Origin of the sequence: Pararcticibacter amylolyticus, assembly GCF_003130405.1 — a bacterium.
Taxonomy (GTDB): Bacteria; Bacteroidota; Bacteroidia; order Sphingobacteriales; family Sphingobacteriaceae; genus Arcticibacter; species Arcticibacter amylolyticus.
The window spans coordinates 61547-83623 of record NZ_QEAS01000005.1; the positions used below are offsets into that span (position 1 = coordinate 61547).

General features: G+C 44.7%; 12 protein-coding genes. All 12 read left to right on the forward strand.

Translation table 11 applies throughout. The features are described from left to right. The first annotated feature begins 126 nt into the window (after window positions 1–126). The 12 genes from DDR33_RS07525 (at window position 127) to DDR33_RS07580 (ending at window position 22049) form a co-directional block, all read left to right on the forward strand. Window positions 127–450, forward strand: coding sequence for a DoxX family protein (locus tag DDR33_RS07525; RefSeq protein WP_262509934.1), 324 nt, complete (start codon window positions 127–129; stop codon window positions 448–450). Between the two features lie 170 nt (window positions 451–620). Then, complete coding sequence (locus DDR33_RS07530; protein ID WP_109415294.1) at window positions 621–1991, forward strand: glycoside hydrolase family 43 protein; 1371 nt, start codon at window positions 621–623, stop codon at window positions 1989–1991. 247 nt (window positions 1992–2238) lie between these two features. Beyond that, window positions 2239–4572, forward strand: coding sequence for a GH92 family glycosyl hydrolase (locus DDR33_RS07535; RefSeq protein WP_238387707.1), 2334 nt, complete (start codon window positions 2239–2241; stop codon window positions 4570–4572). 534 nt (window positions 4573–5106) lie between these two features. Continuing rightward, a complete protein-coding gene (locus DDR33_RS07540) occupies window positions 5107–6837 on the forward strand; it encodes a RagB/SusD family nutrient uptake outer membrane protein (RefSeq protein WP_109415167.1) in 1731 nt (576 codons plus the stop codon). 117 nt (window positions 6838–6954) lie between these two features. Further along, window positions 6955–7404, forward strand: a complete 450-nt coding sequence (locus DDR33_RS07545) for a DUF5004 domain-containing protein (protein ID WP_158280675.1) — start codon at window positions 6955–6957, stop codon at window positions 7402–7404. 10 nt (window positions 7405–7414) lie between these two features. Then, window positions 7415–8407, forward strand: a complete 993-nt coding sequence (locus DDR33_RS07550) for a DUF4961 domain-containing protein (protein ID WP_109415169.1) — start codon at window positions 7415–7417, stop codon at window positions 8405–8407. Window positions 8408–8493: 86 nt separating this feature from the next. Beyond that, window positions 8494–11565, forward strand: a complete 3072-nt coding sequence (locus DDR33_RS07555; protein WP_238387708.1) for a SusC/RagA family TonB-linked outer membrane protein — start codon at window positions 8494–8496, stop codon at window positions 11563–11565. Between the two features lie 20 nt (window positions 11566–11585). Next, window positions 11586–13364: a RagB/SusD family nutrient uptake outer membrane protein gene (locus tag DDR33_RS07560; protein ID WP_238387709.1), complete on the forward strand. Its 1779-nt coding sequence runs from the start codon at window positions 11586–11588 to the stop codon at window positions 13362–13364. Between the two features lie 27 nt (window positions 13365–13391). After that, window positions 13392–16394 carry a SusC/RagA family TonB-linked outer membrane protein gene (locus DDR33_RS07565; RefSeq protein ID WP_109415170.1) on the forward strand — a complete coding sequence of 1001 codons (3003 nt, stop codon included), beginning with the start codon at window positions 13392–13394 and terminating at the stop codon, window positions 16392–16394. Window positions 16395–16420: 26 nt separating this feature from the next. Next, window positions 16421–18307 carry an RICIN domain-containing protein gene (locus tag DDR33_RS07570; RefSeq protein WP_109415171.1) on the forward strand — a complete coding sequence of 629 codons (1887 nt, stop codon included), beginning with the start codon at window positions 16421–16423 and terminating at the stop codon, window positions 18305–18307. A 15-nt stretch (window positions 18308–18322) separates the two neighbouring features. Beyond that, window positions 18323–19741, forward strand: a complete 1419-nt coding sequence (locus tag DDR33_RS07575; protein ID WP_109415172.1) for an SGNH/GDSL hydrolase family protein — start codon at window positions 18323–18325, stop codon at window positions 19739–19741. A gap of 37 nt (window positions 19742–19778) precedes the next feature. After that, window positions 19779–22049: a GH92 family glycosyl hydrolase gene (locus tag DDR33_RS07580; RefSeq protein ID WP_109415173.1), complete on the forward strand. Its 2271-nt coding sequence runs from the start codon at window positions 19779–19781 to the stop codon at window positions 22047–22049. Window positions 22050–22077 lie beyond the last annotated feature (28 nt).

The following is a 22077-nucleotide window of genomic DNA, read 5'->3' on the forward strand; positions in this document are numbered from 1 at the left end:
GCTTCTTCTTTTTTGTTAATCGCTGCATCTTATGAGAGAAGTTCTGTCCCCTTTTTTACTTCTTGATCGTCATGATCAAAAAGAATGAAAAGCAAGCAATTGTATTATTGGCTATTAACCGGTTTAATGTCTTTTTTTATGTTTTTTGCGGCATGGTTCGCAGAAACACATCAGACGGAATTTACGGATAGGATGGGATTCCCGGCTTACTTTCGTGTTGAGCTTACCATTGCGAAGATACTGGGGGGCATTGCGCTGTTGATTCCCGGAATACCGGCAAGAATTAGAGAATGGGTATACGTGGGGTTTTGTATCTGTATGATATCGGCTTTAATTGCAAAAATACATAGTGGGTACGGTTTTGTAGAAGCGTCTCAACCTGGCTTTTCTCTTGTGCTTTTCCTGCTTGCGATCTTCCTGCTGCATAAAGTGGAGCAGCAGCCGGATTGAGGCAATCATTGTGATCACGTCACGTTTAGACATTTGTGCTACAAAAAAACGTTTATTTAAACGTTGCAAAATATCCATATATCCATTTTTGTGCTTTGCCAACCTTGCTGCTTACTGTAATAACGGGAATAATCCCCGGCTTATGTGAGCCAAAACCGGATAGAAAAACTATGAAATATTTTGCAAAGCCCTTTTTAATGTTCATGCTGGCCGCTTCCGAAGCGTCGGCTCAGAATCCCATTATTCAAACCAAGTTTACGGCAGATCCTGCACCGATGGTATACCAGGACACCGTATTCCTTTATACGAGCCATGATGAAGACAACGCTCCCGGAGGGATGGGCAGGTTCCTGATGCGTGACTGGCTTTGTTATACTTCTACTGATATGGTGAACTGGACAGACAGGGGTACGGTAGCATCGTTACGGAATTTTAAATGGGCGGATAAGGCCATTACTGGCTGGGGAGGTTTTGAGAATGGTGCCTGGGCGCCGCAGATCATAGAGCGGGACGGTAAGTTTTATATGTACTGCCCGGTTCAGGGACGCGGCATAGGAGTGCTTGTTGCCGATACCCCCATAGGTCCCTTCGTTGATCCTTTGGGAAAGCCCCTGATCGGGGATAAATATGACAGCATTGATCCCACGGTGTTTATCGATGATGACGGCCAGGCATATATGTATTGGGGGAATCCTAATTTATGGTATGTGAAGCTCAATAAGGACATGATCTCTTTCTCCGGAGAAATTGTCAAAGACGCTTCAATAGCTAAAAAGAAAGATCAGCCTGACCCGTTCCATTACCAGGAAGGTCCCTGGGCTTATAAGCGTAATGGGAATTATTATATGGCCTATGCTTCAACTTGCTGTCCTGAGGGAATGGCGTATGCGATGAGCAAAAGTCCTGAAGGTCCCTGGGAGTTCAGGGGATATATCATGCAACCTAACAAAAAGTCGTCAGGCAATCATCCCGGCATTATTGACTATAAAGGAAAATCTTATGTTTTCGGATTCAACTACCGGCTAAATTTTATGATCACCGAGAAACATCACGAAAGGCGATCGGTATGTGTGGCCGAATTGAAGTACAATCCTGACGGGACGATACAGGAGTTGCCCTGGTGGACTGAAAAAGGCCTTGATGAACCGGGGGATATTAATCCGTATATGGTGAATGAAGCCGAAACGATTGCCTGGGCATCGGGTTTAAAAACATCAAAAGACAGTATAGGCGGCGGTATATATGTTACGGCGGTAGATAGCGGTGATTATATAAAAGTACGTGGTGTAAAATTTACCAGGAATACAAAGGATTTCAGAGCCAGAGTGGCGTCCATGTCGGGCGGAATTATTGAGATCCGTGCCGGTGCTGTGGATGGAAAGCTGCTGGGAACATGCGTCGTGAAGAGTACTGGTGGGGCAAATCTCTGGAAAACCTGTACGGCAAAGATCAATAATGTAAACGGAACACATGACCTGTACTTTGTTTTTAAAGGCAAAGGTGATAATTTGTTTAATTTCGATTCTTGGCAATTTAAATAGCAACCGCTCTCTTTGGCAGCTCCTGCGTTGCCTATCGGGTGATATCTGGCTTACCGGTATGATCCTATTGCTGACCGGGTTCTGTTAAACGATAGAAATATTTTCATAACACTCTTGCTAAATCGGTTTTTTAGCTACATTTGTTTTGCCGGGCAGATTGGTTCTCTGAACCTGAACCTGAACCTGGTCCGGTACTAACCAATGATGTCTTTGATATATGCTAACTAACCAAATTCTTAAATATGTCATGAGTGTTTTAATTCAAAAGCTGCCCGGAGTTTTGAAGGCAATGGTACTCCTCGCCGGACTGCTCGTTCCTGGTCCTGCGATTACTTTTACCCAGACCAGGAAGCCTGCTGATTTCGTGAATCCCTTTATTGGAGCTAGTACTAGTGAAGGTGCCGCCGGGATATATCATGGCTTAGGTAAAACCTTTCCAGGAGCAACCACCCCTTTTGGAATGGTTCAGGTAAGCCCAAATACCATTACGGGCGGAGATAATGGATCCGGATACAGCTTTGAACACAAAACCATAGAAGGCTTTGCTCTTACTCAGATGAGTGGAGTGGGCTGGTATGGAGATATGGGAAATTTTCTTGTCATGCCCACTACAGGTCCTTTGCAAACCAGTTCGGGCAAGGAAAATGGTGCTAAGGGGTATCGGTCATTCTACGATAAGGCGAGTGAAAAAGCATCGGCCGGGTACTATTCCGTTTTTCTTACCGACTATAAGATAAAAGCTGAGCTTACGGCCACTCCACATTGCGGAATAATGCGGTTTTCTTTTCCCCGGAATGCCTCATCCAGAATACAGATCGATCTGGCAAGACGGGTGGGGGGAACCTCTACTTCCCAGTATGTAAAAGTTGTAAACGAAAATACCATCGAAGGATGGATGAAGTGCACCCCGGAAGGAGGAGGTTGGGGAAATGGGGACGGAAAGGCAGATTACACCGTATATTTTTGTGCAAAATTCAGTAGGCCATTAAAAGATTACGGCGTTTGGAGTGCCGAAATTCCGGACAGCTGGAGCAGAAAGCGTGAAGATGTAGAAAGCATGGCTTATCAGGATCTTGTGGCTAAGGCTAAAATATCAACCGGAATCTCTTCTTCAGGTAAACATTTAGGCTTTTTTGCCAATTTTAATACGGAAGAAGGTGAGCAGATCCTTCTTAAAACAGGAATTTCATACATAAGTATTGAAGGCGCGAGAAATAATTTGGCGGCTGAGGCCCCTGACTGGAACTTTGAAGCAGTTCGACTCAAAGCCAGGCAACAATGGAACACAGCGCTTAGCAAGGTTAAAGTAAAGGGAGGGACGGATGAACAAAAAACCGTTTTTTATACAGCGCTTTATCATACCATGATTGATCCCCGGATTTTCGAAGATGTAGACGGACGGTACATGGGCGGTGACGGGCAGCCTCATATTTCCAGAAGCTTCACAAAGCGGACTATATTTAGCGGCTGGGATGTGTTTCGGAGCCAGATGCCTTTACAAACGATCATTAATCCGTCTTTGGTAAATGACCTGATTAATTCCCTGGTAACGCTGGCGGATGAAAAAAAATTTGATTACCTGGAACGCTGGGAAATGCTGAATTCGTACAGTGGTTGCATGATTGGTAATCCTGCCATTTCGGTAATCGCCGATGCTTATGCAAAAGGTATCAGGGGATATGATATAAAGGAGGCTTATCAGCTCTGCAAAAACACCGCTGAAAAATTCGGGAACGGAAGCCGGGGTTATACATTTGAGTCGTTTGGTATTGCTAATACGCTGGAATATGCTTACTTCGACTGGTGTGTTTCGCGCCTTGCAAGTGATTTAGGCCGGGCAGAAGATGCTGCGAAGTACCAGCTCCGGGGCCAGGCTTACCGCAATATATTTGATCCTGAGGTTGGCTGGTTCCGCCCCAAAGATAAGGACGGAAACTGGGAGCTGTGGCCCGAAGAGGGCAGATTAAAACAATGGTATGGCTGCATCGAGAGTAATCCTTATCAGCAAGGCTGGTTTGTGCCTCATGACGTGCCCGGAATGACACAACTGATGGGGGGACGTGAGAAAGTGGTAGCGGATCTGGAGCAATTTTTTGAAAAAGTTCCCGGGAATATGATGTGGAATGATTATTACAACCACGCTAACGAGCCGGTTCATCATGTGCCATTCTTATTTAATCAGTTGAAATCTCCGTGGTTAACCCAAAAATGGACCCGGGAGATTTGCGCAAGAGCTTATAAGAATAAAGTGGAAGGCCTGGTCGGAAATGAAGATGTGGGGCAAATGTCGGCCTGGTATGTACTTGCTGCGGTTGGGTTGCATCCGGTTTGTCCGGGTGACACCCGGTATGAAATTACAAGTCCGGTTTTCGATCAGGCAGAGATAAAGGTTGGGGAGCATTCGTCTAAAATCTTCAGAGTAGAGGCGAGGAATAATTCTCCGGAAAATGTCTATATACAAAGAGCTACGCTTAACGGAAAGCCATACAATAAAAGCAGTATCGACCATTCGGTTATCGTAAAAGGAGGGGCTCTGGTCCTGGAAATGGGGCGTATTCCTAACAAGAGCTGGGGGATTTGATATGTTCATGCATCTGAAAGTATAAAGCAGCCTCGTTATAAATGGCCTGAGCCGCCGGACAACTAAAGTTAAGTGTCCGGCTTTTTTGTGCGCGCCGGGGGGATTTTGCTGAAATAAATCTTAGAAAGATCCGGTTCGTATCTGATTTTCATTCTTTAGTAAATCGATTTTGCAATTCTGCGTTCGGTCGGACAAAAAGCCTTTGTCTGACCCGTATTATTCTGTAGATATCATATTCTGATATTTTTCGAAATTTCAATTAAAATAGGGTGTATTGAATAATAATGCATTCATCTGTTCCTTTTGTTTTATAAATATCATTCATTCTGAATGATAAATGTATTTTTTATAAAACTGTATTTTTGGTTTGCTAAATCGGTTTTATTAAATAATTTAGTGAGAGAATATTACTGCACAGATCGAAGTTTTCGTGATGATAAAATGCCTGAATTGACATGGCAGATTGCAGCAAGTAAAATAAGACTTTGAAGTAATTTCTGGTAAAATATTAACTAATCAATTTTCTCACTAATTATGGACAAAGTATTATCGTTTATTTCTTTGATCCTGTTTTCTGTGGTCTTCGTGTGCTGTAAAAAGGAAAGCTTTTTAGGGAAAACGAAGTCTACGGACCTGGATGAAAAAACTGTTTTTGCCGACAGTGCCTATACGATGAACTTCCTGAATGGCATTTATTCGGATATAGGGTTCAGTGTTCATCCCGACAGATTCGACGGGGGAGGTCTCGATGCGGCTTCAGATGAATCTGAAGGGGTTGCCTCTGGTTCGGTGAACACGTATATTCAGTTTGCGACAGGTACGGTTAATCCGGCGATTATAACGGATGATGCGTGGCGTATCAGCTATACCAATATTCGCAGGGCTAATATTTACCTTAAGCACCTGGCTGGGGCAAACTTTTCTAAGGAGCTCAAAACGCGTACTAAAGCTGAAGCGCGTTTCTTAAGGGCCTGGTATTATTTCATCCTGCTTGAGCATTATGGTGGTGTTCCACTGATGGGAGATAGTGTCTATAGTGCTGATGACAATGTTCCGCGAGTAAGGAATACGTTCGAAGAATGTGTAAACTACATAGTTAGTGAATGCGATACTGCTGCGAAGTACCTGGATTGGGTCCGCGTAGCTGAGAACTATGGACGGGTGAGTAAAGCGGCCTGCAAGAGTTTAAAATCCCGCGTCTTATTGTATGCTGCCAGCCCCTTATTTAACGGAGGACAAGTAGCGGACCGGGCGGAACTGAAACCAATAACAGGTTACCTGTCTGCCGACCCTGCCCGCTGGAAGCTGGCAGAAGATGCTGCGCTGGAGGTAATGAACAGCAATAATTATAGTCTATTGATTGATAATACCACCGAGCCGGGCTTCGGCTTCTACCAGGTGTTTACCCTTAGAAAAAGCCCGGAACTCATTTTCGCACGAATGCAGGGACCTAACCGAGAGCTTGAAGGGTTATGGCAGCCACCCACCCGTGGGGTAAGTAATCCGGCGGCGTATCCATATCTTGAGCTGGCAGAAGCTTTTGGAATGAGTAATGGTCTTCCCATAACAGATCCGGCATCGGGGTATGATGCGGCGCATCCCTATAGCAACCGTGATCCGAGGTTTAATAACACCTTTATCCGCGACCAGACATTGATTGTCCGCAGGCCGGAGATCACTAAGTTTCCTGTAAATATCTATATAGATGCCACTGATCCGGGCAGGGTTAGCTCAGGGCAGGATGCTATTTATAAAGGTACGCCTACAGGTTTCTATACGAATAAAATGCTGAACAGGGATGTTGTGTCCGACTGGTTTAACACCAATACGAACCGCTGTTTTCCTTTAATCCGGTATGCCGAGATCTTATTGAATTTCGCTGAAGCAAGGAACGAAAGGCTTTCTGCCCCGGATGTTGAGGTTTACAAGGCTGTAGAAGAGATCCGGAAAAGGGCAGGTCTGAATCCGTATAATTTACAGACAGGACTTAATACCAGCAGCATGCGTGCAATTATTCAGAATGAAAGACGGCTGGAACTTGCTTTTGAAGGCCACCGTTTTTTTGATGTCAGGAGATGGAAAATAGCTGAGATGACGGAGAACCGGCAAATGCATGGAACTGAGCCTACTAAAACGGCTGCTGGTACAACCTTCCGTACGATTGCTGTCCGCAAGCATATTTTCGAAAAGCGAATGTATTTATGGCCGATTCCGCTTTCTGAGGTTTCCAAGTCAACGCAGCTTCTGCAAAATCCAGGCTACTGAGTGTACTGCTAATTTAACCAATAGAGCAATGAAATCATCATACACCGAAATAGGGACAGGCGTTAACAGACGTTGCCAGGATGATCACTCATGCTATTAAATAAACAAATTACTCTAATGAAAAAGTATAGAATTACTTTGAAAATCTGTGTGGCTTTGGCAGTGTTAAGTGCCGGGTTCTCCGGATGCAGCAAGGAAATGACGAGTGCAACGGTGGAACCGATGAAAAATATAGCCGGTACCTGGAAGGTGGTGCAGATAACCAGAAATGAAGAAGATTTATCCCAAAGAGTGGATTTAAGCACCTTCCGTTTTATTCTGAAAGAGGATTATACCTACTCCTTTGTTGACAAGCTTCCTTTTGTGGTGAACATACCGGGTACGTTTAATTTAGACGACCCTCAATATCCCTTTTATCTTCTGCTCAAGCCCACAGGCGGAGCCTTCGAAAACAAGGTGTCGCTGCAAATGCCCGTGAAAAAAGGTAAGACGCAGTTAAGCATGACCCTTAGTCCGGGTTGCGAGACCAATAAGTACAGGTACGTTTTTGAAAGAGTTCAAGATTAAGAATTCATATATGAAGAAATTATTAAAAAATATAAAGCTTGTTTTATTTATTGCTGGCTTGTTCCTGGTGGTGTTCCTTGCAAATTGCGGATTAACTCCGCTGACCATAGAAGTGCCTTCTGAAGTAAATGCAGAGCAGGTTGCTACTTTTACCCTGAACTGCGGAACTGAACCCCGCATTGCAAACACAGATCCGCCTTATACTACCAAGCTGATAGTTGGTTTTATGGTGCCAAAGAGCTGGAAGGCTTCTCAGAACACCACTGTCGAGCTTATAAGCTCGGAAAAGGGTAACAGTACCCTGCAGCTGATTCCGGCGGGAGAAAAAGAACCTGTATCAGGGCTTTCCTGGTCTGATGCCGCCAAGAAGAGGTTTGGGATAGGCCCGAACTTACTGGATGACTTTGAATGGCTTGTTTATAGAAGTGTGCCTGCATATACTTTTGTTAATAATGAGGATATTAAGTTTAAAGTAAAGATATCTTCAAAAGTTGGTTCTGAAAATAGCCTTTGCAGGCTGGGTTTCTTCGTTCTGTCTTCTAAAGAAAATCTAAGGCCGGAGGATACTGATTATACTAAATATGCATTCTCCAACAATTTTTCAGTAGTTAACGGTTCCGGTGAGCTGGTTGATTATGTCAATCCTCAGCTAGCTAAAGTGGAACCGGTAAAAAGTCTCGACAATGATTTTGTCTCCATGACATTTGATGCCGGTATCCTGGAAACTGCGCTGTCTAATACGGATGATATTTTCCTTGAAGCAAGGGGGATCACTGAAAGCGGACAGCAAATTGCCGTGAGCTCTAAAGTTGATAAAACAAAGTTGAAGCCTCTTGGAGGTAAGAAATACAGGATAGATATCTGGCCCAGAGGTTTGTTGAACGTGCCGGGAAATGAAAACCTGGTGCGATTAGAATACTATTTTACGAATGAGACAGGAAGCGCCAGGGTTGGGTACGGAAATACCGCAGATCCTTTCAGATATACCTTTAAATGTCCATAGGGTCTATTCATTCAAACGGGAATAAAATTATAAATCTTAATACTGATAAAATGCTGAATCGCTACTTAAAAAAGTGCATATGTGGGATGCTATTGCTTTTGTGTCATGTATATGTCGCCCAAGCACAGTCCGTTCCCACCGGGTTATCTGGTCAGGACCTGCGCGCAAAGCATGTCATAAAGGGTACGGTGCTGGATGAATTCGGTAAGCCGCTGGTTAACGCCATTGTTAAATTTTCTGAAGGAAAGACATCTGTAGTTACCGATAATTCGGGCTCGTTCGAAATAAATGAATCGGGGGAGGATGAGACGATCATCGTGGAGCATCCGGATTATATTGCCAGGAAATTACGATTCAAACGGGATGTTCCGGTCCTGGTGAGAATGGACGAGAGTTACCTGAAGACGCCTGATAAAGTCCAGGTACTATATAATGTACGAAACACGAATGAACTTACCGGCGCGGTAACTTCGATCTATAATAAACAATTAACGAGTACGCCAACTCCGCTATACCTGAATGCTCTTACCGGTCGTCTTGCCGGCTTTTACACGCAGGAAGTGAGCGGATTCAGGAGCGCCCGTACTACCTCTATTACTGTAAATGATCTGGCCGGGACGCTTCCCAATGAAGCCACAAGATATGCTTCCGGCATAAGCGATAATTCTGAGATAAATTTCAGTCTGAGGGGGCAGGCGCCTGTTACCATTATAGATGGGGTTCAACGCGACATCTATTCGATAGATCCGGAACAAATAGAGTCTGTTACGGTGCTTAAGGATGCTCTTTCTACCTTATTGTTAGGTCAGAAGAGCTCAAGGGGAGTACTACAGGTTATTACCAAAAAAGGCATCGCAGGCCCTCCAAGAATATCATTTACGGCCCAGACCGGCTTTCAAAAAGCACTTAAAACACCTGAGCCGCTTAATGCTCATCAATATGCCTACTTATATAATGAAGCTTTACTGAACAGCAATTTACCTGCTGCTTATTCAGCGGAAGCTTTTGAAGCTTACCGGAATGGATCATCGCCATATATTTACCCCGATGTTAACTGGTATAATACTATTCTGAAGGATAACAGTCCTATCAGTAAATATAGTCTGAATGTAAACGGCGGTTTGAAAAATGCCAGGTATGCTCTTGCTCTCAGCTATATGAATCAGCAGGGAATGTTCAAATCGGCGGATCAGTTTGATTATAAAACCAATCTTGAGCAGAACCGCTATCTCCTTAATTCTAATATAGATGTAGATGTCTCCCGGGATTTTACTATCGGACTGCAGGTTTTCGGCCGTATTCAGGAAGGCAGGCAGCCGGGTGCAGGGGTAACGGAAATTCTAAACAGGCTATACAGGACTCCCAACAATGCTTATCCCATTTTTAATCAAAACGGTTCTTATGGGGGCTCTTCCGACTATATAGCAAATCTTTACCAGCAGGCTATGGGATCGGGGTATCTCCTTGATAATGGCCGCGACCTGATGGCCAACCTTGATTTACATTATAAATTCGATCATTGGCTTCCCGGGTTGTTTGCCAGGGCGAAAGTGAACTTTTCCTCCCTGTCTTCGACTGTGGTCAACAGGGCTTTCGTTCAGCCGGTGTATGATGTTTCGCTGGATGCAGGCGGCAACCCTTCGTATACAAGGTTTGGTTCTATTTCTGATCAGCCAAATTCTATGAACGCTACCTCTACCGCTCAGCAATTTTATGTACAGGGAGCGCTGGGTTATAATTTTAGCACGGAGGGACATTCGGGAAGTGCGATGCTTTTTGCAGATCAGCAATCTTCAACGTACCAGTATGATCTCCCCGGAAAATACACCAATATAGCGGCGACTGTTAATTATAGCTATAGCCATAAATACTTTGCAGAGGCTGCTGTAAATTATGCTGGCTTCGACCGGTTCGAGCCGGGTCACCAGTACGGTGTTTTTTATGCAGCGGGATTGGGCTGGGATATTGCCCAGGAGAACTTTTTTAAGGACAATCTTAGCTGGATAGAGCAGTTTAAGCTTCGGGGGACTTTTGGTAAGACAGGAAACAGCAATGAAAATAGCCTTGGTTATTTCTCATGGCGCGGAGCTTTTGGCCAGGACGGTACAAACAGTTATCCAACATCTACTAATTATTCACCCATATATGGATTAATCGAGAGGAACATGGCGAATGTTCATGCAACCTGGGAAAAAGCACATAAACTGAACATTGGCATGGATCTTCAGGCGCTAAAGTATTTCACACTGAATGCCGATTACTTCCGGGATACCTACTATGATCTGCTGCAGCAAAGAGGTTCCACTACTGAAATAATCGGGCTGGCTTACCCGAATGAAAATGTAGGAAAAAACCTTTATACAGGCCAGGAATTGACTCTTACGTATAAAAATTCCATTAATAAATTCAATTATTTTATCACTGCCAATGCTTCGCGCCTGCGTACCAGGGTGTTGTATATGGACGAGCTGCAGCAGCGTTATGCCTGGAACAGGAGAACCGGAATGCCTGTAGGACAAACATTCGGTTACCTCGCTGATGGCCTCATTCAAACGCAGGAAGAAGCGAACAGGGCACCCTTGCTTGCCGGAACGGTTGTCTATCCCGGGGATGTTAAGTTAGTGGATCTGAACGACGACGGTGTCATCGATCAATTTGACCAGACCGCTCTGGGAAATACAAAACCTCAAATAAATTACGGAGCTACCCTAGGGTTCAACGTAGCCGGATTTGACTTCAGTGTATTGGTACAGGGTGTCAGAAACAGAACGTATCAGCAAACGGATTACTCATTCGGAAATGAAGGGAAAGATCAGGGGTACAGTTACATGCTGGGCAGATGGACTCCGGCTACTGGTGCAACGGCTACTTACCCGAGACTAACAGTAGGGTTTAATGCCAATAACACTCCATTTTTAAACAACTCAAGCTTTTGGACGCATTCAGGTGAGTATTTCAGGATCAGGAATATTGATGTAGGCTATACTTTGCCCTATCGTATAACCAGGAGGTTAAGGGTTGCTGGATTGAGGGTCTTCGCCAATGCTCAGAATCTGTTTACTGAGACGGCTTACGAGCGCCTCGACCCAGAAGTGTACAGCAACGCAGCTTACCCTATTCAGAGAACGATCAATGCTGGCGTTAATATTAAACTTTAAGTGTTCATAAAAATAATCCAATGAAAAATTCACGTGATCTTATTTCAAGGAGAGTTATAGCCGGCAATTGCAGGGGCACTTTAGTGATATCAAAAAAGCTCATTATTCTGATGAAGAAGTACTATAAAGTATTGTTTCTGCCATGCATTATATCATGGTGCACCTCCTGTCAGAGAGACCTGGAAACAGTGCCGATCGAACAGCAGACTTTAGACGTTATATTTGACCCGAGAGATTCTGCCGGGACAAATGCGAACCGATTTTTATATGATTCTTATCTGCACCTTCCGGGGATCCACAACAGAGTGGGGGGAGATTACCTGGACGCTGCTACAGATGACGCTGTTTCATCGAATACCAGCAATACTTCTGTTTTTCAATTAGCAACAGGTGCTTATACTTCCAGCAGTTATCCCGATAATCAATGGCCTAATTTTTATGCTGGTATCAGACAAACTAATATTTTTATTTCCAACATAGACCGTGTTCCTCTTAAAGGTAAGTTAAGTAACGGTACTCCATTTAACCGCGTTTGGAAAGCAGAGTCTAAATTCCTCAGGGCATTGTATTATTTCGAATTACTGAAGCGGTACGGAGGAGTGCCTTTATTGGGTGACAAGGTGCTTTCACTGGCGGATGATGTCAATATACCGAGGGGATCGTTCAGCGACTGTGTGGAGTTTATCGTTAGTGAATGTGATGCGATGAAGGATAGTTTAAGGACCAATCCGATTGACGCTAATAATATAGAAAGGCCGACCAGGGCCGCCGCAATTGCATTGAAAGCCCGTGTATTGCTGTATGCTGCAAGTCCTCTTTATAATGGTGGCAATATAGATGCCGGTAACCAGTATACGGGCTATAGCTCTTATAATGCGGAACGCTGGCAAAGAGCTGCAAACGCCGCCCGGGAGCTGATCGATCAGAATGTTTTAAGCCTCGACCCGTCTTTCGGGAATGCCTTTCTCAATCAGATGAGCCCTGAACGGATTTTTGCCAGGCAGGGAGGCAACGATCAGTCTGTTGAAAACAGTAACGGACCGATCGGATATACCTCATCGATCAATAACGGCAGGACTAGCCCGACTCAGGAATTGGTGAATGCTTTTGGAATGGCTAATGGAAAGTCCATTACAGAAGCGGGCTCGGGATACGACCTGAATTCGCCCTACGAAAACAGAGATCCGAGATTTTATGCAACGATTCTGTATAATGGTGCTCCCTGGTTAGGGCGACCTGCGCAGACCTATGAAGGCGGAGCAGATAAACCAGGCGGGATCCGGCAACAGACCCGTACCTCGTATTACTCGCGGAAATTTATGGGCAATTATACCAGCTCTGCTCAATACAGTAATATTTCTCATGATCACATCCTGTTTCGCTACGCTGAGGTGCTTCTGAATTTTGCTGAAGCAAGAAATGAGTATCTGAATGCGCCGGATGCAGACGTCTACAACGCTGTGGAAGCTATCAGAAAGCGGGCTGGTTTAGATCCTTTCACTCTTACTCCCGGTTTGAGTAAAGATCAGATGAGGACTGTCATCCGGAATGAGAGGAGGGTAGAGTTAGCATTTGAAGAACACCGTTACTGGGATGTGCGCCGGTGGAAGATCGCCGAAACAGAGTTTAATAAAGAGCTGCACGGAAAATTGATCTATAAGCTGGGCTCCGGTACTCTTAGTTACCAGGATAACCCGGTACTGCAGATGAAGTTTAAGGCGCCGCAAATGTATTTCGCTCCGATACCATATTCGGAAGTAGCTAAAAATCAAAATATGGTGCAAAACCCGGGATGGTAGAATTTCCAATTTAAATCTAATTCTCAGATGAAAAAATATTTATATACGATTCTGTTCATCTTTTTGATGAGCCCCATGATCTCCTTCGCCCAGACCAGGGTTTCGGGGATAGTGAAAGATGCCAGCGGGCCGCTGCCGGGAGTGAGTATAAAGGAGAAAGGTGTTGAGCGAAGCGGCACAAGTACCGATGTGAATGGAAAATTCACCCTGGTTCTGAAGGGACAGGCGAATGTGCTCGTATTCTCAAGTATCGGCTTCCAGAGTCAGGAGTTGAAGGTTCACGATGGGCAAAAGCTGGAAGTTATACTACAAGCGGGTAACCGAAGCCTGGAAGAGGTGGTGGTAGTGGGTTTTGGGAAGGCAAAAAGAATTACTACTACTGGTTCAGTAAGTGCAATAAAAGGGGCTGAGATAAGAGAAGTGCCCACTTCCAATGTTCAGAATGCGTTGCAGGGCAAGCTTCCGGGTTTTATCGCGCAGCAGCGTTCAGGACAGCCCGGGCGGGACGCTTCTGACTTTTTTATCCGCGGTGTAAGTTCTTTAAATTCTGCCGGGAACCAGCCTTTAATTATAGTAGATGATATTGAGTATTCGTATGAACAACTTTCTCAGATCAATGTCAATGAAATAGAAAGCATCTCGATATTGAAAGATGCCTCTACAACTGCTATTTACGGTATTAAGGGCGCGAATGGAGTGCTGATCGTTACGACACGCAGAGGAAGTGCAGGAGCGCCGAAGATCAATGTCAGGGTAGAATCCGGACTCCAGGCACCGGTTAAAAAGCCAACTTTTTTAAATAGTTATGAATCTGCCCTGTTAGTGAATGAGGCCTTAACGAATGATGGCCTTACACCTCAGTTCAGCAATGAGGACCTTGAACATTTCAGAACAGGCGACGATCCATACGGTCATCCCGACATAAACTGGTATAAGGAAATATTCAAGCCCAGCTCTATGCAGTATAACAGTAATATTGATATCTCGGGAGGCGGAGAGGCAGTTAAATATTTTATTTCGGGGGGAGGCTTTAAACAGAATGGGAATGTGAAGACTTTTCAGGATGCAGAGAACCAGGTTAACCCGAATTATTACTACAGGAGGTTTAATTTCAGATCGAACCTGGATGTACAGGCTTCTAAAACACTGAATTTACGATTTGATGTCAGCGGAAGGTTTAACAGGATCAATAGTCCCTATGCCGGCAACATAGTTGGCGAGGTATATGATTTCACCCGGATTCATCCTTATTCTGCCCCTTTCTTAAATCCCAATGGCAGTTATGCCTATGCCAGCGATACGAAAGGCCTCCTCCCTACTATTAACGCCCGGCTGGCGACACAGGGCTATAAACTTGAGAGGAGGAACGATTTGAATGTGCTTTTCGGAGGAACGCAGAAGCTGGATGCGGTGACTAAAGGATTGTCATTCATAGGAAGGGTTGCTTATGCCAGCGTCGAGTCGAATGCACGGTTGCAGAGAAGGGATCTCCCTCCATCGTATTTATATGATCCTGACAGTGATACTTATACGCTGAACGGGCCTACGTATACTTCGGGAAACTACCTTTTGAGTGCAGAACAGGGCTTATTTAACAGCCGTGTCAATATCCAGGCGTATTTTAATTACGACCGGAGTTTCGGGTTGCATAATGTGCACGGGATGTTGTTGTACAACCGGGAGTCCTATAAGGAAAAGGATCTGTTTGTGAATGCGAATAACTGGATACCCCAGAATTTTCAGGGTTCAACGTTCAAGGCAATTTACGACTATAAACAGAAGTACATTGTCGATTTCAGTGCCGCATATAATGGATCGGATCGTTTTAACACGAATAACCGCTTTGGATTATTTCCGGCAGTATCAGTAGGATACAGTATCTCGAAAGAGAATTTTTTTAAGAAAAAAGCGCTTGAATTTGTTGATTTGCTTAAAGTAAGGGCTTCTTACGGTGTTGTAGGGTCGGATAAAGTGGATGGTAATCGCTACCTGTATGATCAGGTTTATTTACTTCAGCCCGGTATTTCTTTTGGCGAAACCAATACTCCTGACAATTCAATTATTGAAGGCCCGTTGGGTAACCCCGACGTTACCTGGGAAAAGCAGAAAGAGTTTGATCTGGGCCTCGACGCCAATTTATTCGCCAGCAAGTTAAACCTGACTATCGACTATTTTAATAACCTGCGTTATCGCCAGTTAATAACGCCCTCTTCCCTCCCTTTGAATATCGGAGTTGGAGCATCGCCTGAGAATATTGCCCGGGTGCGCAACAGAGGTTTCGATGGAGAACTGGGTTATCGCAGTAATGCGGGAAACTTTAGTTATAATATTTCAGCGGTGTTCTCTTACTTCAAAAATAAGATATTGTACATGGATGAGCCTTCTCCTGCTTATCCATGGCTGAGACAGACCGGTCATTCAATTAAGCAGCCTTTCGGATATACTTTCATCGGTTTTGACGACAACGGAAACCTGAAGTATAAAGATTTTAACGAAGATGGAGTGATTGATGAGAATGATAAAACTGCCATTGGGAAACCTAATTTACCGAGTACTTCTTACGGTCTGACCCTTGGAGGGAGATATAAAGGTTTTAGTATCAATATTCTTTTACAAGGTACAGCCGGGTACAGTTTTGTGGTAAAAGGAACGGGAATTGAGCCCTTTCAAAGCCAGTTTCAGCCTATTCACCAGCAGAGGTGGACGCCTGAAAACAGCCAGCATGCCCAGTTTCCCCGTCTGACGACGAATCCGACCTCCATAAACAGTCCTGCGGCGTACCTGTCTGACTTTTGGCTGATAGATGCAAAATATCTTCGGTTGAAAACCCTTGATTTGGGGTACCAGGTGCCCGATAAAGCACTGCCTTTTGGAATAAGCAATGCGCGGATTTACCTCAGCGGATATAATCTGCTTACCTGGACTAACTATTCAAAATATCAGCAGGACCCGGAGGTGGAGTCTAATACAGCCGGAGATACCTACCTGAATCAACGGGTAATTAACTTAGGGTTTCAGATAGGCTTATAGTGTGATGGTCATTTATTAAATGTAGTATGAAAAAAATTGTATTTCTGTTAATATCATGCCTGGTCCTGACATGGGCATGCAACGAAGACTACGTCATGCCCCCGCTGCCGGGAAGGATGATCAAACAGTTTAAACTGGCAGAGGGGCAAATAGGGGATGCCGTTATCTCACGGAGTGGCGGTAAAAATAAAGTGGTGGTAACGGTTGGGAAAGCAGTTAACCTGAAAGCTGTGACTCCGCTTATAACCATTTCCGATAAGGCGACTATTGCTCCGAAATCGGGAGAGGTAGTGGATGTCTCGGCAACAAAAACGATCATCTATACGGTTACAGCCGAAAGCGGGCAGGTGGAAGCCTGGGAAGTCGTGTTCCAGGTGTTTGATCCTGCCGCAGTAGATTACGCTTCCTATACCATTAAAAATGCAGCTGCTACAAAATATCTTCAGGTAGCCGGTGATATTAAATTCACTGAAAAATACAGAAATAATCAGAAGATAGATTTGTTTCAGGCTTCCGCTGAGGGTGTGCCCGATATCTGGCAGAAATGGAAACTCATTTATAAGCTGACAGAAAATAACATAAGATACTATGAGATTATGAACCTGCATAGCGGAAAGCTGCTGACTTCTCCCGGGAATGCCAGCGGCGCCGAACTGGTGCAGCTTTCGGAAAAGGGCGTATTGGGAAGCGATCAGTTATGGGAGATCAGGGAAAAACCGGTACAAGGTGCGTATTCTTTTATCAATAAAGGCAATGGAATGGCTGTTTCCTATGTTGCCTCAGTAGGCAGTAACCCCAAAGTAGTACAGGAGACGGCCAGTACAGACAACAAGCAGCAGTGGAATTTAAATCCCATTGCGGAAGAGTCGTACCGGGATGATAAAGCAGTCACTTTTTTCGAACGGAATTCCGCCAGTCAGGGATCGGTTGCTTTTGACCAGGGAACCAGTATTCCTTTAAGCGATGGAAGGGTATTATGGATTACGCAGGACGCCTGGGATGGTATTTCGCTAAGGGCCGGAAATGTATTTGATTGTAACCATTTCTTTAGTTACAACAACTCGGTGATGATTCAGCCCTCAAAAACAGACTGGGACCCAGCTCATACACCGAACATGACCATCGCCAACAGTGCTCACAATCGTCCTAAACAGGTCTTCAACAATCAGCCGGGAACCAGCTGGTCATGGCCAGGTCTCGGAGTTCAGATCGGCAACGATGTTTGGGTACAGTGTGGAGAAGGAAATGACTTAAATGCCACCAATCAATCATTGTATAAGCTTAACGAAGTGGCAGGAAATCAATGGAGCGCGGTACGTATGACTCCTGCTGGTATGAGCAACCAGGTTGCTGTCAGTTACGCTGCGGGGATGGTTAAAAGCAATGACGGTTATGTCTATTCTTTTGGTACCAGTGGTACAGGTATAACCACTACCAATGTTTTTGTAGCAAGGTTTCCTCAGAACAACCCGATGAGCTGGACCTTTTGGGACGGATCAAAGTGGGCGAATACACCTACAAATGCGACAGAGGCAAGGATAAGTCCGGGAATGGCTACTGTTAGTGTTTCTTACTGGAAAGGAAAATATGTAATGATGAATATGACCCAGGGCTTCTTCTGCGACAATTCCGTCAGGGAGATCTACATGTCTTATTCGGACAGCCCAACCGGTCCGTTTACTACACCAAAAAAGGTGTATAATATTGTCGAGTTTTTTAAAGGAAGCTTTGCAAGGTACTACACTCCAGCTATTCATCCTGAGTTTGATAATGGTCATGATGAATTATTACTTACTTACTGTCTGAATGTAACAGGGTGCGATTTAAGTTGGTGTGAGAATGGAGGAATGGATCCTTATTACTACAGGGTTAAAGGATTACGCGTACCGGCCTCCCTGATTTTTCCTCAATAGTATGCATAAGTGATAATGATAAAGAAATTACAGAATCCCGAAAAGTATATGAAACTTCATTTTTTATTGGCAGGCCTGGCCTGCCTGTTTTTCCAACTGTCCTTTGCTCAGCCTAAACCTCAGCCCTTTAAATCAGGAGACCGGGTTGTTCTTGCCGGAAACAGCATTACTGAAGCGGGTTTATACGGAGCAAACATCTGGTTATATTATATGACCCATTTTCCGGACAGGAAAATACAGGTGTTAAACGCAGGCGTGGGCGGAGACGTCGCAGAACAGATCTACAAGCGGCTTGATGGAGATATTCTTGCCCAAAAACCAACTGTACTGGCGGTAACGTTCGGTATGAACGACAGTAAATATTTCGAGTATAACTCTCCTAATCCGGATGTGAATAGTTTTGTAAAGACTTCCCGCGACAGTTATCTCAGGATAGAAAAGAAACTGCAGGAGCTGAAGGGTGTAAAAAAGATCATCATGGCTTCGTCGCCTTACGATGAAAATGTTCAAATACCTAACAATAATGCGTTTAAAGGGAAATGGAAAACGATGGAGAAGATTATCGAATTTCAGAAAAAGTCGGCTATTGATAACCAGTGGGGGTATGTTGACTTCTTTTACCCGATGACAGAAATCAATTTACGCGAGCAGAAGAAAAATCCGGCTTATACTGCTTGTGGAAATGATCGTATCCATCCGAGCAGCGCAGGACATCTGATAATGGCTTATATTTTTCTCAAAAGTCAGGGACTAACGAATTCCTGTATTGCCGATGTAAATGTCGACTATAACAAAGGAAAGGTCATCCATTCAGTTAACGCAAAAAGCAATAACATTGTGAAAACTAAGAATGGAATCCGCTTTGATTATTTAGCCAATTCCCTGCCCTTCCCCATAGATACTCTCCCCCGGGTGTGGATGAACCCGGAAGTCCAAAGCGAAGCATTGAAAATAATTCCTTTCAATCAGGAACTCAATAATGAGAGATTGGTCATCAGGGGTCTTCCGGCGGGAAGGTATACATTGAAAATAGATCAGAATCAGATTGCCGGGTTTTCTGCGGAAGAGCTTGCTGCGGGAATAAACCTGGCATTGTTAAAAACTACTCCTCAGTATCAGCAATCGCTGCAGGTACTTAAGCTGAGCAATCAAAGACGTGAAATTGAAGCAAAGTTCAGGAATTATTTCTGGGTAAACTATAACTTCCTGCAGGATAAAAACATGCTGTTTGACCATTCTGATGCTGCCCGGGACACCATTGAAAAACATTCACCTGAAAACGGCTGGTTGAACGGAAAGAAAGGTGACTGGCAAGCGGTGCGAAGCTCGGGAAAAGTGCTTCAAAGCCAAATGGATGCCCTGGTAGACGAAATTTACCGGATCAACAAACCAAAGAAGCATACCATTGAAATTACAACGGCTGCATCCCGGTAGAGCCGCTTATTGTATGTATGCAGCAGAGACCTGATATATGAGAAAGCTCATTCTTGTGTTTTTAATTATTCAGCAAAGTGTTAAGGCTCAGAATAATCTCGTTAGCTATGTCAATACCCTACAGGGTACTAATTCGGATTATAGTCTTAGTGCCGGTAATACTTACCCGACAATTGCTTTGCCTTTTGGTATGCACACGTGGTCGGCGCAGACCGGTAAAAACGGCGACGGATGGAAGTATTCGTATAAGCAAGAGACAATCAGAGGGTTTCAGCAGGCGCACGCCTGCAGTCCCTGGGTGGGAGATTATGCCGTGTTTTCTTTGATGCCGGTAAAAGGCGAACTGAGAGTGGCGGAAGAAGAACGGGCAAGTTCTTTTCGTCATGCTAACGAGATTGCAAAGCCCCATTACTACAAGGTCACTTTTGACAATAAGATAAGCACCGAAATCTCTGCTACAGAAAGAGGAGCGCATCTGCGATTCTCTTTTCCTAAGCGTGAAAGGGCCTATGTGGTATTGGATGGATACACAAGAGAAAGTCAGGTGACTATCCTGCCTGCTGAGAGAAAGATTGTGGGCTGGGTAAATAATGGCCGTTTTATCCCGGAGAATTTTAAGAATTTCTTTGTGATAGAGTTTGATAAACCCTTTAAAAGTTATGGTACCTGGGATAATGTAAGTAATAAAACGGAAGCAGGCCGCGCAAGCCTTTCAGGCAAGGGTGCGGGAGTTTACCTCGAATTTGCAGAGGGAGCTACGGTGCAGGCTAAAGTTGCTTCCTCCTATATCGACGGACAACAGGCGGAACGCACTTTGAAAAATGAGCTGGGTAAATTCAGGCGGCTGGAGCAAACCCGTGATGCCGCTGCAGCTGCCTGGAATCGCTTATTCAGCCGGGTACTTGTAGAAGGAGGGACAGAGGATGATCTGAAGACATTCTATTCCTGTTTGTTCCGTGCGAATCTTTTCTCGAGGATGTTCTTTGAATATGACAAAGACGGGAATTCATACTACTATAGTCCCTACGACGGGAAAATTCATTCCGGTTATATGTATACCGACAACGGCTTTTGGGATACATTCCGCGGACAATTTCCGCTGAATAATATTTTGCACCCCACTTATCAGGGCCGGTATATGCAGGCTTTGCTGGATGCGCAGAAGCAATGCGGCTGGCTTCCGGCCTGGTCATTTCCGGGCGAGACCGGAGGGATGCTGGGGAATCATGCGATTTCTCTCCTGACGGATGCCTGGGTAAAGGGAATCCGTTCTTTCAATCCGAAGCAGGCATTAGATGCCTATTTTCATGAAGCGAATAATAAGGGGCCCTGGGGAGGAGCTAACGGAAGGCAGGGTTGGAAAGATTACTACCAGTTAGGCTTTGTAGCTTACCCTGGCTCAGAAGGGGCACTGTCGCAAACGCTTGAGTATGCCTACGATGATTTTTGCGGATATACCCTGGCTAAAATAACGGGGCACAAGTTTTATGAAGACCGGATGGGAAAACAGATGTATAACTACCGGAACGTTTATGATCCTTCCACCCGGTTTATGCGCGCAAGAAAAGCCAGCGGCGAATGGCTGGATAATTTTGACCCCTTCTCGTGGGGCGGCCCTTATACCGAAGGAAATGCCTGGCATTGGCACTGGTCTGTTTTTCATGACATACAAGGACTAATCAATTTAATGGGGGGCAATCAGAATTTTACGGATAAGCTGGACTCTGTTTTTTGGGTGGGAAGTAAAGTGAATGTTGGAGCTTATGGGAATATGATTCACGAGATGACCGAAATGGTGAACGCTGGCATGGGACAATATGCTCATGGGAATCAGCCCATTCAGCACATGATTTACCTGTATAATTACGCCGGACAGCCCTGGAAGTCTCAATATTATGCGCGGCAGGTGATGAAGAAACTTTATAATGCTACTGAAAACGGTTATCCTGGCGACGAGGACCAGGGGCAGATGTCATCCTGGTATGTCCTGAGCGCGCTGGGTTTTTACAGTGTTTGTCCGGGTACAGACCAATATGTGCTTGGAAGCCCTCTTTTCAAAAAGGCCACCATTACAATGGAAAATGGAAAGAAGTTTATCATAAATGCCTCAGGTAATTCTGTTTCCAATTTTTATATAAAAAGTGCAGCATTAAACGGCAAGGCTTATACCAGAAATTATCTTACCCATTCGGATATCGTGAATGGAGGAGTGCTAAACTTAGAGATGGCGGGAAGTCCGGAGAAGAACAGGGGGCTTTCTAGGGGAGATCTTCCTTTTTCACTTTCTGATCCGAAAGACGGGAAGTGACTGGCGGGGGCACCAGCGAAGTTTTAAT

Coding starts and splice junctions, on each gene's coding strand:
- DDR33_RS07525 (WP_262509934.1), top strand. CDS start 127: ATGTCTTTTTTTATGTTTTTTGCGGCATGGTTCGCAGAAACACATCAG.
- DDR33_RS07540 (WP_109415167.1), top strand. CDS start 5,107: ATGGACAAAGTATTATCGTTTATTTCTTTGATCCTGTTTTCTGTGGTC.
- DDR33_RS07555 (WP_238387708.1), top strand. CDS start 8,494: ATGCTATTGCTTTTGTGTCATGTATATGTCGCCCAAGCACAGTCCGTT.
- DDR33_RS07575 (WP_109415172.1), top strand. CDS start 18,323: ATGATAAAGAAATTACAGAATCCCGAAAAGTATATGAAACTTCATTTT.
- DDR33_RS07560 (WP_238387709.1), top strand. CDS start 11,586: ATGAAAAATTCACGTGATCTTATTTCAAGGAGAGTTATAGCCGGCAAT.
- DDR33_RS07550 (WP_109415169.1), top strand. CDS start 7,415: ATGAAGAAATTATTAAAAAATATAAAGCTTGTTTTATTTATTGCTGGC.
- DDR33_RS07565 (WP_109415170.1), top strand. CDS start 13,392: ATGAAAAAATATTTATATACGATTCTGTTCATCTTTTTGATGAGCCCC.
- DDR33_RS07570 (WP_109415171.1), top strand. CDS start 16,421: ATGAAAAAAATTGTATTTCTGTTAATATCATGCCTGGTCCTGACATGG.
- DDR33_RS07580 (WP_109415173.1), top strand. CDS start 19,779: ATGAGAAAGCTCATTCTTGTGTTTTTAATTATTCAGCAAAGTGTTAAG.
- DDR33_RS07535 (WP_238387707.1), top strand. CDS start 2,239: ATGAGTGTTTTAATTCAAAAGCTGCCCGGAGTTTTGAAGGCAATGGTA.
- DDR33_RS07530 (WP_109415294.1), top strand. CDS start 621: ATGAAATATTTTGCAAAGCCCTTTTTAATGTTCATGCTGGCCGCTTCC.
- DDR33_RS07545 (WP_158280675.1), top strand. CDS start 6,955: ATGAAAAAGTATAGAATTACTTTGAAAATCTGTGTGGCTTTGGCAGTG.